Here is a 14,458-nt window from a genome sequence, read left to right on the forward strand (position 1 = left end):
CTTGTGGTGAGTCGAGGCTTCGGCCGGGAAAAGCGTCTGCTTACACCCCGGCAATTCAAGGCAGTCTTCGACTCCCCCAGCGGCAAAGCGCCGGGCAAAAATGTCCTGCTGCTGGCTCGTGACAACGCGCTTGATCATCCCCGACTAGGGCTGGTGATCGGCAAAAAGAGCGTCAAGCTCTCCGTTGAACGTAACCGCCTGAAACGCCAGATCCGCGAGTCGTTCCGCCTTAACCAGAGCAATCTGGCGGGCTGGGACATCGTGGTGGTTGCGCGTAAGGGGCTCGGCGATCTGGAGAACACCGAACTGGCGCACCAGTTCGGCAAGCTCTGGAAGCGCCTGGGCCGCAGCAAGCCAAGCCCACAAGCACCTGCCCACTCGGGGGTGGACGACAGTCCCCATGCGTAAACTGGCGCTCGCTACCATTCAGGTTTACCGCTACGCCATCAGTCCCCTGATGGCCAGTCATTGTCGTTTCTACCCGAGTTGTTCCTGCTACGCGCATGAAGCCATTGATCAACATGGCCTGATGCGCGGTGGCTGGCTGACCCTGCGTCGGCTTGGCCGCTGCCATCCATGGCATCCCGGTGGCTACGACCCGGTTCCCCTCGCGAAACACTCCCGTTCCTCTTCGATGGCCGAATAATCATGGATATTCAACGTTCGATCCTGATCGTCGCCCTGGCAATCGTGTCCTATATGATGGTTCTCCAATGGAACCAGGACTACGGCCAGGCAGCACTGCCTGCTCAGACTGCCACTGCGAACAGCACCGCTCCCAGCTTGCCGGATACCGCGAATGTACCGTCCAGCGACGACGTGCCCAGTCCAGTGGCAGACTCCAGCACTGCGAGTGCCGTAGCGCCCGAAGTGGTCAGTGATCAACTGATCCGGGTCAAGACCGATGTGCTTGATCTGGCCATCGACCCGCGTGGTGGTGATGTGGTGCAGCTCAATCTGCCCCAGTACCCCCGTCGTCAGGATCGTCCAGACGTTCCTTTCCAACTGTTCGATAACGGTGGTGAGCGCACTTATCTGGCACAGAGCGGCCTGATAGGCAGCAACGCGCCGGATAAATCCAGCGGCCGTGCCCTGTGGAAAAGTGCCCAGCAGCAGTATCAACTGGCCGATGGTCAGGATCAGTTGGTGGTCGACCTGACCCACAGTGAAGGGGGCGTCAACTACATCAAGCGCTTTACCTTCACCCGTGGGCTGAACGATGAGTGCTCAGCGAAAGAGCAGGAACTGAAAAAGCCTGGCTGTGTAAACCCGGCGTCCTATCAGGTGAATGTGGCTTACCTTGTGGATAACCAGAGCGGCGAAGCCTGGAGCGGCAATATGTACGCCCAGCTCAAGCGGGACAGCAGTGGTGATCCGTCGTCGACCACGGCCACTGGCACCGCAACTTACCTGGGCGGCGCCGTCTGGACTCCTGACGAGCCGTACAAAAAAGTGTCCATGAAGGACATCGACAAGCAGCCGTTTAAAGAAACCGTACAAGGTGGTTGGGTTGCCTGGCTGCAACACTATTTCGTCACTGCCTGGATTCCCACTGCCGACAGCACCAACAGTGTGCAGACCCGTAAAGATTCCCAAGGCAACTACATCGTTGGCTATACCAGCCAGGCGCTGCAGGTTGAACCGGGTGCCAAGGGCGAGACCAGCGCAATTCTGTATGCCGGTCCGAAACTGCAAGGCCACCTGAAAACCCTGTCTCCAGGTCTCGAACTGACCGTCGACTACGGCATCCTGTGGTTCCTTGCCCAGCCGATCTTCTGGCTGCTGGAACATATCCACAGCCTGCTGGGTAACTGGGGCTGGTCGATCATTGTTCTGACCATCATCATCAAGCTGATCTTCTTCCCACTGTCGGCCGCCAGCTACAAGTCGATGGCCCGCATGCGCGCCGTCTCGCCGAAACTGGCTGCCCTGAAAGAGCAGTTCGGTGACGATCGCCAGAAGATGTCCCAGGCGATGATGGAGCTGTACAAGAAGGAGAAGATCAATCCGCTGGGCGGCTGTCTGCCGATCCTGGTGCAGATGCCAGTATTCCTGGCACTGTACTGGACGCTGTTGGAAAGCGTGGAAATGCGCCAGGCACCCTGGTTGCTGTGGATAACTGACCTGTCGATCAAAGACCCGTTCTTTATCCTGCCGATCATCATGGGCGCAACCATGTTTATCCAGCAGCAGCTCAACCCAACGCCGCCGGACCCCATGCAGGCTCGGGTGATGAAGCTGATGCCGATCATCTTCACCTTCTTCTTCCTGTGGTTCCCTGCTGGCCTGGTGCTGTACTGGGTGGTCAACAACGTCTTGTCGATCGCACAGCAGTGGTACATTACTCGCAAGATCGAAGCCGCTACCAAGGCTGCTGAGAGCTGATTTATCCACAGCTCGACACTTGAATCAGAACGCCCCTGCCCAGGGGCGTTTTGCTATGTTCGCAATGAGTTGTTATGGCAGCAGCCCAATATACGGGGATGACCGCCGTTATCGTTATCCACAAGCTGGAGTTCAACCATGCACCCTGCCCGTGACACCATTGCCGCCGTCGCTACCGCTCAGGGCCGGGGTGGAGTGGGCATCGTGCGAGTCTCCGGGCCCTTGGCGCGTACGCTGGCCGAGCAGATCTGCCAGCGCAGCCTGCGCCCGCGTTATGCCCACTACGGGCCGTTCCATGCCGAGGCAGATCAGGTGCTGGATGAAGGCTTGGCGCTGTTCTTTCCGGGCCCGCATTCGTTCACCGGTGAAGATGTGCTGGAGTTACAGGGCCATGGCGGCCCGGTGGTCCTCGATCTGCTGCTGCGGCGCTGTATCCAGCTCGGTGCACGGCTAGCCAACCCTGGGGAATTCAGCGAACGGGCCTTTCTCAACGACAAGCTGGACCTGGCTCAGGCCGAAGCAATCGCCGACCTGATCGAGGCCAGTTCGGAACAGGCTGCACGCAACGCCCTGCGCTCCCTGCAGGGCGCCTTCTCGCAACGGGTCCACGCCCTTACCGAGGCATTGATCAACCTGCGTATTTATGTCGAAGCTGCAATCGACTTCCCTGAGGAGGAGATCGACTTTCTCGCCGATGGCCATGTGTTGAGCATGCTGGAGCGCGTGCAACATGACTTATCCACAGTCGAGCGGGAAGCCGGCCAGGGCGCCTTGCTGCGCGACGGTATGAACGTGGTCATCGCCGGCCGACCCAATGCCGGCAAATCCAGCCTGCTCAATGCGCTGGCAGGTCGCGAGGCGGCCATCGTCACCGAGATTGCCGGTACCACCCGTGATGTCCTGCGCGAACATATCCACATCGATGGCATGCCGCTGCATGTGGTTGATACGGCGGGTCTGCGTGACACCCAGGACCAGGTCGAGCGCATCGGCGTGGAGCGGGCGGTCCAGGCCATTGGCAATGCCGACCGTATTCTGCTGGTGGTCGACAGCAGTGCCAAACACGCCGCAGATCCCTTCGCGCTCTGGCCGGAGTTTCTCGACACCCGCCCGGACCCGGCCAAGGTGACGCTGATCCGCAACAAAGCGGACCTGTCCGGTGAGCCTGTTGCCCTGCAGACCGCAGCTGATGGTCTGGTGACCATTACCCTGTGCGCCCGCTCGGCCCAGGGCCTCGATCTGCTGCGTGATCATCTGAAAGCCTGCATGGGCTATGAGCAAACCGCCGAGAGCAGCTTCAGTGCCCGCCGTCGTCACCTGGATGCACTGCGCAGGGCGTCCAGCCATCTCACACACGGGCACACCCAACTGACCCGTGCCGGCGCTGGCGAGCTGCTGGCTGAGGACCTGCGCCAAGCGCAACAGGCCTTGGGTGAGATCACCGGCGCCTTCAGCTCCGACGACCTGCTGGGGCGCATCTTCTCCAGCTTCTGTATCGGCAAGTGACCCTTAGTTTTTGGCTCTGTCCCAATGGAGTGTTGCATGGGAACTAGCGTCACGAGTAGCCGAGTAGGGTGCGCCGCGCACCAAGAGTCTGCAGCCTGCGTCGCGGTGCGCACGGCGCACCCTAGGGTTCTACCGTTGAACCCCAGCCCCTGAATGCAACACAAAGCTAGGACATCGCCATAAAAAACGGCTCTGTTCCAATAGTCTGTTGCACCCTGCTCAGGCCATAACGCAGCAGCAGTATGACCACCGTACAGGTGTAATAGCCCCGCCTCGGGGCGAATCGACTGCAACCATTCAGTGACTTCGGTGTTGCCCATGGCTTCGCCGCGGGGCGCGGCTCCTACGAAAAGCAGGGGCGCCTAGCTTTTATTCGCGGTGGTGTCGCGAATTTCGCCAATACATTCGCACCTACATAAATCACCAGCTCACTCAGACATAGCCTAGTTTTTATCCCCAACCTGCAGCCAATCACTGGCATGCAGCGTCTCCGCTTGCCTGTTTATCCCCACGCCTATTCTGCTGAATGCTCGCGGCAGAAATACGCCTGCGTGGTTAAAACCAGACCAATACTGGCTTGTAGCGATCGCTCCACAGCATTTATTTGCCGGGATAAGCCCTGTGGAAAACCAGGCCTAAGCCCAGTCCATAAGCCGGTGATAAAACGGAGGATAAACGCTCCTGTTGATAAGTACCTATTCCATCCACAGCTTACGGACTGCAACTGAACAGGCGCAGCCCGGCTTCAGCACAACCTTTTGAAACGCTGTACAGTCCATGAATGCTGGCTCTTAGTAATCTATCCACAGAAAAGTGCGGCATAAGTAATAAACATAAAAACAAGGATCTTTAAAAATTCATTCTTTTAATCTTGTTAACTGCCTGAGTTATCCACTGGGAAAGCGCGATGACCACCGGTTGGCTACTTTTTGTGCAAAAGGCTTCTTTCACCTAGGGGAACGCCCTATACTTGCCGGCTTCGCAGCTTTTCTACGTAAAAAAGCCCCCCATTTCTCAACAGGCACGAGGTGCGTGGTGGATTTCCCTTCCCGTTTTCAGGTGATCGTCATCGGCGGCGGTCATGCCGGTACCGAGGCCGCACTGGCGGCTGCACGCATGGGTGTAAAAACCCTGCTGCTTACGCACAACGTGGAAACCCTCGGGCAGATGAGCTGCAACCCGGCCATCGGCGGCATTGGCAAAAGCCATCTGGTCAAGGAAATCGACGCGCTAGGCGGTGCCATGGCACTGGCCACCGACAAGGGCGGTATTCAGTTCCGTGTGCTCAACAGCCGTAAAGGCCCAGCGGTGCGGGCCACCCGTGCTCAAGCTGACCGTGTGCTGTACAAGGCAGCGGTGCGTGAAATTCTCGAGAACCAGCCGAACCTGTGGATATTTCAGCAGGCCGCGGATGACCTGATCGTCGAGCAGGACGAAGTGAAAGGCGTAGTTACCCAGATGGGCCTGCGTTTCTTCGCTGACTCAGTCGTATTGACCACAGGCACCTTTCTCGGCGGACTTATCCACATAGGTCTGCAGAACTACTCCGGTGGCCGTGCCGGCGATCCACCCTCGATTGCCCTAGCGCAGCGTTTGCGCGAATTGCCACTGCGCGTGGGTCGCCTGAAAACCGGTACACCCCCGCGCATCGATGGACGCAGCGTCGACTATTCAAAAATGACCGAGCAGCCGGGTGATACGCCGACGCCGCTGATGTCATTTTTGGGTCGTCCAGAGCAACAACCGCGTCAGGTCAGTTGCTGGATTACCCACACCAACGCGCGTACCCATGAAATCATCGCCGCCAACCTCGATCGCTCGCCGATGTACTCCGGCGTGATCGAAGGCGTTGGCCCGCGCTACTGCCCATCGATCGAAGACAAGATCCACCGCTTCGCCGACAAGGACAGCCACCAGGTGTTTATCGAGCCGGAAGGCCTGACCACCCATGAGCTGTACCCCAATGGGATTTCCACCTCCTTGCCGTTCGACGTGCAACTGCAGATCGTGCAAAGCATTCGCGGTATGGAAAATGCCCATATCGTGCGGCCGGGTTACGCCATCGAGTACGACTACTTCGATCCGCGGGACCTCAAGTACAGCCTGGAAACCAAAGTGGTCGCAGGGCTGTTCTTCGCTGGGCAGATCAACGGCACCACAGGTTACGAAGAAGCCGGCGCTCAGGGTCTACTCGCGGGCGCCAACGCCGCGCTGCGTGCCCAGGGCAAAGACAGCTGGTGTCCGCGTCGCGACGAGGCGTACATCGGCGTGCTGGTCGATGACCTGATTACCCTGGGGACCCAGGAGCCGTACCGCATGTTCACCTCGCGGGCCGAATACCGCTTGATCCTGCGCGAAGACAATGCCGACCTGCGATTGACCGAGAAGGGCCGTGAGCTGGGCTTGGTCGATGAGCAGCGCTGGGCGGCATTCGAAGCCAAGCGCGAAGGCATTGCCCGGGAAGAGCAGCGCCTGAAGAGCACCTGGGTACGCCCTGGCACCGAGCAAGGCGAAGCCATTGCTGCGCACTTCGGCACGCCACTGACCCATGAATACAACCTGCTCAACCTGCTCGCCCGCCCGGAAATCGATTACGCCGGGCTGGTCGCCCTGACTGGCGGCGGTGCCGATGACGTGCAGGTGGCCGAGCAGGTCGAGATCAAGACCAAATACGCCGGCTACATCGAACGCCAGCAGGAGGAAATCGCTCGTCTGCGCGCCAGTGAGGACACCCAACTGCCTGTGGATATCGACTACGCGTCGATTTCCGGGCTGTCCAAGGAAATCCAGCACAAACTCGGCGCCACTCGGCCGCAGACTCTTGGCCAGGCGTCACGCATCCCTGGCGTCACCCCGGCAGCGATCTCCCTGTTGCTGATTCACCTGAAAAAACGCGGCGCCGCCCGCGAGCTGGAGCAGAGCGCCTGATGTCCTTGGTCACCCCGCAACATGCCGAAGAACTCAGCCGTGGCGCCCAGCAACTGGGCGTAGTCCTGACCGAACAACAGCATGGGCAATTGCTGGCCTACCTGGCTCTGCTGATCAAGTGGAACAAGGCGTACAACCTGACTGCGGTGCGTAACCCTGACGAGATGGTTTCGCGGCATCTGCTCGACAGCCTGAGTGTCGTGCCCTATGTGACCGAGGCTGGGGATAACTGGCTGGACGTCGGCAGCGGTGGCGGGATGCCTGGAGTGCCCTTGGCCATTCTGTTCCCCGAGCGGCGTTTTACCCTGCTCGATTCCAATGGCAAGAAAACGCGCTTTCTCACCCAGGTCAAACTCGAGCTCAAGCTGGATAACCTTGAAGTTATCCACAGCCGGGTCGAAGCCTTCACCCCCGCGCAGCCATTCAGCGGTATTTGTTCACGGGCATTCAGCTCGTTGCACGATTTCAGTACCTGGACCCGCCATCTCGGTGATGAACAGACCCAGTGGCTGGCGATGAAAGGCGTGCATCCGGATGATGAGCTGCAGGCCTTGCCAGACGACTTCAGCCTGGCCGCCAGCCATGTGCTCAAGGTTCCCGGTTGCCAAGGTCAGCGCCATCTGCTGATACTGCGGCGCTTGGTTCAGGGGGGAACGCTGCATGGCTAAAGTATTCGCAATCGCCAACCAGAAAGGCGGGGTTGGCAAGACCACCACCTGCATCAACCTGGCCGCCTCACTGGTGGCGACCAAGCGACGCGTGCTGCTGATCGACCTCGACCCCCAGGGCAACGCGACCATGGGCAGTGGTGTGGATAAACACGCCCTGGAGCACTCGATTTACGACGTGCTGGTCGGCGACTGCAATTTACTCGAGGCCATGCAGTTTTCCGAGCACGGCGGCTACCAGTTGCTGCCAGCCAACCGCGACCTGACGGCCGCCGAAGTCAGCCTGCTGAACGTGCAGATGAAGGAAAGCCGTCTGCGCGATGCCCTGGCGCCGATCCGCGAAAACTACGATTTCATCCTGATCGACTGCCCGCCGGCGCTGTCGATGCTGACCATCAATGCCCTGGTCGCCGCCGATGGCGTAATCATCCCCATGCAGTGCGAGTACTACGCGCTGGAAGGCTTGAGCGACCTGGTCAACAGCATCCAGCGCATTGGCAAGTTGCTCAACCCGAGCCTGAAGATTGAAGGCCTGCTGCGCACCATGTACGACCCGCGCATCAGCCTGACCAACGACGTGTCGGCGCAGCTCAAACAGCATTTCCCCGACACGCTCTACCAAACCGTGATCCCGCGTAACGTGCGCCTGGCCGAAGCGCCGAGTTTCGGCATGCCGGCGCTGGTCTATGACAAGCAATCCCGTGGGGCCATCGCCTACCTGGCGCTGGCTGGCGAACTGGTCCGCCGCCAGCGCGCGGCCCCTCGCCCCGCAACTGCATAAGGAATTTCCGCATGGCTGCCAAGAAACGTGGTCTGGGACGAGGCCTGGACGCTCTGCTGGGGGGTAAGACCATTACTGCCCTGCAGGAAGAAGCGGCCGAGGTGGACCAGCGCGAGCTGCAGTACGTGCCCCTGGACCTGATCCAGCGCGGCAAGTATCAGCCCCGTCGCGATATGGACCCGACGGCGCTGGAAGAGCTGGCGCAATCGATCCGCTCTCAGGGCGTTCTGCAGCCTATCGTGGTTCGCCCGATTGCTGCTGGGCGCTTTGAAATCGTTGCCGGTGAACGCCGCTGGCGCGCTTCGCAACAGGCAGGTCTGGAACGTATCCCCGCGATGGTTCGCGATTTGCCCGACGAAGCCGCGATTGCCATGGCGCTGATCGAGAACATCCAGCGTGAAGACCTCAACCCCATCGAAGAAGCCATGGCGTTGCAGCGCCTGCAGCAGGAGTTCCAACTGACCCAGCAGCAGGTCGCCGAAGCTGTGGGTAAGTCGCGGGTGACCATCACCAACCTGCTGCGCCTGATCGCCCTGCCGGAAGAGATCAAGACCCTGCTGTCCCATGGTGATCTGGAGATGGGGCATGCCCGCGCTCTGCTCGGTTTACCCGCCGAACAGCAGACCGAAGGGGCGCGACATGTTGTCGCAAGAGGCCTGACGGTTCGCCAAACCGAAGCCCTGGTTCGCCAGTGGCTCAACAGCAAAGAGAAGCCGGCAGCGGTAACCAAGACCGATCCGGATATCAGCCGCCTCGAACAGCGCCTCGCAGAGCGGCTGGGCTCTCCGGTGCAAATCAAGCATGGCAGTAAGGGCAAGGGTCAATTAGTGATCCGTTACAGCTCGCTGGATGAACTTCAGGGTGTGCTCGCTCACATCCGCTGAAATGTTTGGACAACTTTACGTATGTAGTATCGGGCGACCGGTACTACAGTGCGGTTGATCGGTAATAGGCCTGCACCTATACTCGCCGCGCTCTTTTGGTATGCGCTCTATGTGCTCGTTTTTTGCAGCGTGATCCGGGGTTCATTGCAATGGCCATCCGCAACAAGACGCCATTCACCCGGCAACCCGGTTTTCCGGTGCTGCGCATTCAGGCGATTGTCAGCCTGTTGGTTGCCCTGGGATTTGCTCTGGGTGGCGGAACGAATGCTGGGTTTTCAGCGCTACTGGGCGGTTTGATCGCCCTGTTGCCCAACGCGTTTTTTGTCTACAAAGCCTTTCGTTACTTTGGCGCGCGTTCGGCAAGAGACATCGTCCAGTCCATGTGGTCCGGGGCGATGGGTAAATGGATTTTGACGGCAGTGCTGTTTGCACTGGTGTTCGTGGGGATCGCTCAGGTGAATGTCGCGGCCTTGTTCGGCAGTTATCTGCTAGCGGTTGCGGCGGCGGCCAGCGCTCCACTCCTGATAAAAAATTTCTGAAGCATTAGAGCGTTTGAGGCGTTTATGGCAAACACCCCGGCAGAGTACATCCAGCATCACTTACAAAACCTGGTCTACGGTGAACACCCTGAAAAGGGCTGGATCCTTGCTCAGACTCCTGAAGACGTTGCCCAGATGGGCTTCTGGGCCGTGCATGTGGATACCATGGGCTGGTCGGTATTCATGGGCCTGATCTTTCTGGGTCTGTTCCGTCTGGCGGCCAGCAAGGCCACCCAGGGTGTGCCGGGTCGCCTGCAGAACGTTGCCGAGATGGCCATCGAGTTTGTTCAAGGCATCATCAAGGACACCTTCCACGGTCGCAATTCCCTGGTCGCGCCGCTGGCCCTGACGATCTTCGTCTGGGTCTTCCTGATGAACAGCCTGAAGTGGATTCCGGTCGACTACATTCCCGGTCTGGCTTATGCGCTGGGTCTCGAGTACTTCAAGATCGTGCCCACAGCCGATCCGAACGGCACTTTCGGTATTGCCCTGGGCGTGTTCATCCTGATCATCTTCTACAGCATCAAGGTCAAGGGGATCGGCGGCTTCGCCAAGGAACTGTCCTTCACCCCGTTCAACCACTGGGCCCTGATTCCGTTCAACCTTTTCCTCGAGCTTATCGGCCTGCTGACCAAGCCGCTGAGCCTGGCCCTGCGACTGTTCGGCAACATGTATGCCGGCGAAGTGGTGTTCATCCTGATCGCGCTGTTGCCCTTCTACCTTCAGTTCGGGCTCAACGTGCCATGGGCGATCTTCCATATCCTGGTGATCCCGCTGCAGGCGTTCATTTTCATGGTGTTGACGGTGGTGTATCTGAGTGCAGCGCACGAAGATCATCACTGATAGCAACATGACGCCAGCAACCTGTTCAACACACTAACCCTTAACTTCTGAAAACTCTGGAGCTTTATTTATGGAACTCGTCTATATCGCTGCTGCCCTCATGATCGGCCTGGGTGCACTGGGTACTGGTATCGGCTTCGCCCTGCTGGGCGGCAAGCTGCTGGAATCCACTGCCCGTCAGCCTGAGCTGGGTGCTCAGCTGCAAACCAAGACCTTCCTCATGGCCGGTCTGCTCGACGCCGTTCCGATGATCGGTGTTGGTATCGCGATGTACCTGATCTTCGTGGTTGCCCCGGCTGCTGGTGCCTGATCAGTTTCCAGATTGCGGGATTCGCGTTTGTGAATCCCCATGGCTGTGAAATTGACCCGCGTCATACGTGATAGCACGAGGTAAATCGCTGTGAACATAAACCTGACCCTGTTCGGTCAAACGATTGCCTTCGCTATTTTCGTCTGGTTCTGCATGAAGTACGTATGGCCGCCGCTGACGCAGGCCATGCAGGAACGCCAGAAGAAAATTGCCGAAGGTCTGGATGCCGCTGGCCGCGCTGAGCGTGACCTGCATCTTGCCCAGGAACGTGCCGCTCAACTGCTCCGCGAGAGCAAAGAGCAGGCCGCTGCAATCATTGATCGTGCGAACAAAACCGCCAACTCGATCGTTGAAGATGCCAAGAATCAAGCTCGCACCGAAGGTGAGAAGCTGATTGCCGGCGCCAAGACTGAAATTGAGCTGGAAGTGAATCGTGCCAAGGATCAACTGCGTGCTCAGGTGTCGGCACTTGCCGTAGCCGGTGCCGAGAAGATTCTCGAGTCGTCCGTGGACGGCGCAGCGCACAATGACCTGGTCGCAAAACTGGCCTCCCAACTCTAAGCGAGGCGAGCGATGATCAATACCACTACGCTGGGTCGGCCCTACGCCAAAGCCGCTTTTGAATTTGCCAGCAGTGCCGGTCAGGCTGACGCCTGGTTGTCGATGCTGGCTTTTTCGGCTGCTGCCGTGCAGACCCCCGAAGTCGCTCGGCAACTGGTCAACCCCGCGCTGACCAGCGACCAGAAAGTCGCCGTGTTGAGCCAGGTCTGCGCTGATTACGTTGACGCTAACTTCGTCAACTTCCTCGCCACCTTGAGCAGCAATGATCGTCTGTCGCTGCTCCCGGTCGTACTCGAGCAATTCACCGCCCTGAAAGCCAAGGCCGAAAGCACCCTCGACGTTGAGGTGCAAACGGCATTCGAGCTGACGGCGGAGCAACTAACTACCCTGGCTGCCGCCCTTTCCAAGCGGCTTGATCGAACTGTCCAGCCCAAGCCGGTCGTCAATCCTGCCCTTATCGGCGGTTTGCTGATTCGTGCCGGTGACCTGGTTATCGACAGTTCGGTCCGCGGCAAACTGAACAAGCTGGCCGAAGCGTTGAAATCCTGATTGAGGGAACTGGCATGCAGCAATTGAATCCTTCCGAAATTAGCGAAATCATCAAGCAGCGCATTGGCGCGCTGGATGTGACCGCTCAAGCCCGTAATGAAGGCACCATCGTCAGCGTATCCGACGGTATCGTGCGCATTTACGGCCTCGCCGACGTGATGTACGGCGAGATGATCGAATTCCCTGGTGGCGTATTCGGCATGGCACTGAACCTGGAGCAAGACTCCGTCGGTGCTGTTGTCCTGGGTGCCTACACCAGCCTCGCCGAAGGCATGAGCGCCAAGTGCACCGGCCGCATCCTCGAAGTTCCGGTTGGTCCGGAGCTGCTGGGTCGTGTGGTCGATGCCCTGGGTAACCCGATCGATGGCAAAGGCCCGATCAACGCTCAGGCCACCGATGCTGTGGAAAAGGTTGCACCGGGCGTGATCTGGCGTAAGTCGGTCGACCAGCCGGTACAGACCGGCTACAAGTCGGTCGATGCCATGATCCCGGTAGGCCGTGGTCAGCGTGAGCTGATCATCGGTGACCGTCAGATCGGTAAAACCGCGCTGGCCATCGACGCCATCATCAACCAGAAGAACAGCGGCATTAAGTGCGTGTACGTGGCTATCGGTCAGAAGCAGTCGACCATCGCCAACGTTGTGCGCAAGCTGGAAGAAACCGGCGCGCTGGCCAACACCATCGTGGTTGCAGCTTCGGCTTCCGAATCCGCTGCGCTGCAGTTCCTGGCGCCTTACGCCGGCTGCACCATGGGTGAATACTTCCGCGACCGCGGTGAAGATGCGCTGATCGTTTATGACGATCTGTCCAAGCAGGCTGTGGCTTACCGCCAGATTTCCCTGCTGCTGCGCCGTCCGCCAGGCCGTGAAGCCTACCCGGGCGACGTGTTCTATCTCCACAGCCGTCTGCTGGAGCGCGCATCGCGCGTTTCCGAAGAGTACGTTGAGAAGTTCACCAATGGCGCTGTAACTGGCAAAACCGGTTCCCTGACCGCTCTGCCGATCATCGAAACCCAGGCGGGCGACGTTTCCGCGTTCGTTCCGACCAACGTGATTTCCATCACCGACGGTCAGATCTTCCTGGAATCGGCGATGTTCAACTCGGGTATCCGTCCTGCGGTCAACGCCGGTATCTCGGTGTCCCGCGTTGGTGGTGCTGCCCAGACCAAGATCATCAAGAAGCTCTCCGGTGGTATCCGTACCGCTCTGGCTCAGTACCGTGAACTGGCTGCATTCGCCCAGTTCGCGTCCGACCTGGACGAAGCCACCCGTAAGCAACTCGAGCACGGTCAGCGCGTTACCGAGCTGATGAAGCAGAAGCAGTACGAGCCGATGTCCATCGCGCAGATGGCCGTTTCGCTGTACGCCGCCGAGCGTGGCTTCCTGACCGACGTCGAAGTGAAGAAAGTGGGTGCGTTCGAAGCGGGTCTGCTTGCCTTCTTCAACCGTGATCACGCCGATCTGATGGCGAAGATCAACGAGAAGGGTGACTTCAACGACGACATCGACGCTGGCCTCAAAGCCGGTATCGAGAAGTTCAAAGCCACCCAAACCTGGTAACCGCAGCGGGAGCCACCGGCTCCCGCCTGCTTGAACCATAAAGGTGTGAAATGGCAGGCGCAAAAGAGATTCGCAGTAAGATCGCGAGCATCAAAAGCACGCAGAAGATCACCAGCGCCATGGAAAAAGTGGCGGTCAGTAAAATGCGCAAGGCTCAAATGCGCATGTCCTCTGGTCGCCCTTACGCTGAGCGTATCCGTCAGGTGATTGGCCATTTGGCCAAAGCCAACCCGGAATACCGCCACCCGTTCATGGTGGAGCGCGACGTCAAGCGCGTCGGCTACATCGTGGTGTCGAGTGATCGTGGCCTGTGTGGTGGTTTGAACACTAACCTGTTCAAGGCACTGCTCAAAAGCATGGCCGAGTGGCGTGATGCCAAGGTCGAGGCTGATTTCTGCGTGATCGGTACCAAGGGCGCGGCTTTCTTCCGCAGCCACGGCGGCAATGTAGTTGCTGCAGTGAGCAAGCTGGGTGAAGAGCCGTCGCTCAACGACCTGATTGGCAGTATCAAGGTCATGCTCGACGCGTATACCTCCGGCCGTATCGATCGTCTGTATCTGGTGTCGAACAAGTTCGTCAACACCATGACGCAGCGGCCCGAAGTGCAGCAAATGCTGCCGCTGGCGCCGATCGAAGAGGAAGGTGTGCAGAAAGGCCTGTGGGATTACATCTACGAGCCCGACGCACAGACCCTGCTGGACAGCCTGATGATTCGTTTCGTCGAGTCGCAGGTGTACCAGGCCGTGATGGAAAACAACGCGTGCGAACAGGCTGCACGGATGATCGCAATGAAAAACGCCACCGACAACGCTGGCGATATCATCAAAGACCTGCAGTTGGTTTACAACAAAGCACGTCAGGCTGCGATCACCCAGGAAATTTCGGAAATCGTCGGCGGCGCTGCCGCGGTTTAAAGAACGGTTCAACTGTTTAGAACGGTTGAAA

General features: G+C 58.9%; 15 protein-coding genes. All 15 read left to right on the forward strand.

The genetic code is table 11. The features are described from left to right. Positions 1–3 precede the first annotated feature (3 nt). Positions 4–408: a ribonuclease P protein component gene (rnpA, locus tag BMW49_RS15940; protein WP_069519382.1), complete on the forward strand. Its 405-nt coding sequence runs from the start codon at positions 4–6 to the stop codon at positions 406–408. Continuing rightward, positions 401–646, forward strand: a complete 246-nt coding sequence (yidD, locus tag BMW49_RS15945; protein ID WP_069519383.1) for a membrane protein insertion efficiency factor YidD — start codon at positions 401–403, stop codon at positions 644–646. Before rnpA ends, yidD begins: the two co-directional genes overlap by 8 nt. A 2-nt stretch (positions 647–648) precedes the next feature. After that, complete coding sequence (gene yidC, locus BMW49_RS15950) at positions 649–2,385, forward strand: membrane protein insertase YidC (RefSeq protein ID WP_069519384.1); 1,737 nt, start codon at positions 649–651, stop codon at positions 2,383–2,385. 138 nt (positions 2,386–2,523) lie between these two features. Then, positions 2,524–3,891: a tRNA uridine-5-carboxymethylaminomethyl(34) synthesis GTPase MnmE gene (mnmE, locus tag BMW49_RS15955; RefSeq protein WP_069519385.1), complete on the forward strand. Its 1,368-nt coding sequence runs from the start codon at positions 2,524–2,526 to the stop codon at positions 3,889–3,891. 1,035 nt (positions 3,892–4,926) lie between these two features. Then, positions 4,927–6,819, forward strand: coding sequence for a tRNA uridine-5-carboxymethylaminomethyl(34) synthesis enzyme MnmG (gene mnmG / locus BMW49_RS15960; protein WP_069519386.1), 1,893 nt, complete (start codon positions 4,927–4,929; stop codon positions 6,817–6,819). Then, positions 6,819–7,487, forward strand: coding sequence for a 16S rRNA (guanine(527)-N(7))-methyltransferase RsmG (rsmG, locus tag BMW49_RS15965; RefSeq protein ID WP_069519387.1), 669 nt, complete (start codon positions 6,819–6,821; stop codon positions 7,485–7,487). Before mnmG ends, rsmG begins: the two co-directional genes overlap by 1 nt. Next, positions 7,480–8,268 (forward strand): ParA family protein, encoded by a 789-nt coding sequence (locus BMW49_RS15970; RefSeq protein WP_069519388.1) that lies wholly within the window; start codon positions 7,480–7,482, stop codon positions 8,266–8,268. Before rsmG ends, BMW49_RS15970 begins: the two co-directional genes overlap by 8 nt. A gap of 11 nt (positions 8,269–8,279) precedes the next feature. After that, the gene (locus BMW49_RS15975; protein WP_069519389.1) at positions 8,280–9,152 is read left to right on the forward strand and encodes a ParB/RepB/Spo0J family partition protein; all 873 of its coding nucleotides are present in this window, start codon (positions 8,280–8,282) and stop codon (positions 9,150–9,152) included. 149 nt (positions 9,153–9,301) lie between these two features. Beyond that, entirely contained in the window at positions 9,302–9,691 is a 390-nt protein-coding gene (locus tag BMW49_RS15980) for a F0F1 ATP synthase subunit I (protein WP_069519390.1), read from the forward strand. Positions 9,692–9,715: 24 nt separating this feature from the next. Then, entirely contained in the window at positions 9,716–10,534 is an 819-nt protein-coding gene (gene atpB, locus BMW49_RS15985) for a F0F1 ATP synthase subunit A (RefSeq protein ID WP_069519391.1), read from the forward strand. A 70-nt stretch (positions 10,535–10,604) separates the two neighbouring features. Beyond that, positions 10,605–10,844 carry a F0F1 ATP synthase subunit C gene (gene atpE / locus BMW49_RS15990; RefSeq protein WP_069519392.1) on the forward strand — a complete coding sequence of 80 codons (240 nt, stop codon included), beginning with the start codon at positions 10,605–10,607 and terminating at the stop codon, positions 10,842–10,844. 90 nt (positions 10,845–10,934) lie between these two features. Then, a complete protein-coding gene (locus BMW49_RS15995; RefSeq protein ID WP_069519393.1) occupies positions 10,935–11,405 on the forward strand; it encodes a F0F1 ATP synthase subunit B in 471 nt (156 codons plus the stop codon). A gap of 12 nt (positions 11,406–11,417) precedes the next feature. After that, positions 11,418–11,954, forward strand: a complete 537-nt coding sequence (locus tag BMW49_RS16000; RefSeq protein WP_069519394.1) for a F0F1 ATP synthase subunit delta — start codon at positions 11,418–11,420, stop codon at positions 11,952–11,954. A 14-nt stretch (positions 11,955–11,968) separates the two neighbouring features. After that, positions 11,969–13,513, forward strand: a complete 1,545-nt coding sequence (atpA, locus tag BMW49_RS16005) for a F0F1 ATP synthase subunit alpha (RefSeq protein ID WP_069519395.1) — start codon at positions 11,969–11,971, stop codon at positions 13,511–13,513. 50 nt (positions 13,514–13,563) lie between these two features. Further along, the gene (gene atpG / locus BMW49_RS16010; protein WP_069519396.1) at positions 13,564–14,427 is read left to right on the forward strand and encodes a F0F1 ATP synthase subunit gamma; all 864 of its coding nucleotides are present in this window, start codon (positions 13,564–13,566) and stop codon (positions 14,425–14,427) included. Positions 14,428–14,458 lie beyond the last annotated feature (31 nt).

The organism is Pseudomonas cuatrocienegasensis (assembly GCF_900110925.1).
Lineage (GTDB): Bacteria > Pseudomonadota > Gammaproteobacteria > Pseudomonadales > Pseudomonadaceae > Aquipseudomonas > Aquipseudomonas cuatrocienegasensis.

Coding starts and splice junctions, on each gene's coding strand:
- atpB (WP_069519391.1), top strand. CDS start 9,716: ATGGCAAACACCCCGGCAGAGTACATCCAGCATCACTTACAAAACCTG.
- atpG (WP_069519396.1), top strand. CDS start 13,564: ATGGCAGGCGCAAAAGAGATTCGCAGTAAGATCGCGAGCATCAAAAGC.
- yidD (WP_069519383.1), top strand. CDS start 401: ATGCGTAAACTGGCGCTCGCTACCATTCAGGTTTACCGCTACGCCATC.
- mnmE (WP_069519385.1), top strand. CDS start 2,524: ATGCACCCTGCCCGTGACACCATTGCCGCCGTCGCTACCGCTCAGGGC.
- BMW49_RS16000 (WP_069519394.1), top strand. CDS start 11,418: ATGATCAATACCACTACGCTGGGTCGGCCCTACGCCAAAGCCGCTTTT.
- BMW49_RS15980 (WP_069519390.1), top strand. CDS start 9,302: ATGGCCATCCGCAACAAGACGCCATTCACCCGGCAACCCGGTTTTCCG.
- atpA (WP_069519395.1), top strand. CDS start 11,969: ATGCAGCAATTGAATCCTTCCGAAATTAGCGAAATCATCAAGCAGCGC.
- BMW49_RS15970 (WP_069519388.1), top strand. CDS start 7,480: ATGGCTAAAGTATTCGCAATCGCCAACCAGAAAGGCGGGGTTGGCAAG.
- BMW49_RS15975 (WP_069519389.1), top strand. CDS start 8,280: ATGGCTGCCAAGAAACGTGGTCTGGGACGAGGCCTGGACGCTCTGCTG.
- atpE (WP_069519392.1), top strand. CDS start 10,605: ATGGAACTCGTCTATATCGCTGCTGCCCTCATGATCGGCCTGGGTGCA.
- rsmG (WP_069519387.1), top strand. CDS start 6,819: ATGTCCTTGGTCACCCCGCAACATGCCGAAGAACTCAGCCGTGGCGCC.
- yidC (WP_069519384.1), top strand. CDS start 649: ATGGATATTCAACGTTCGATCCTGATCGTCGCCCTGGCAATCGTGTCC.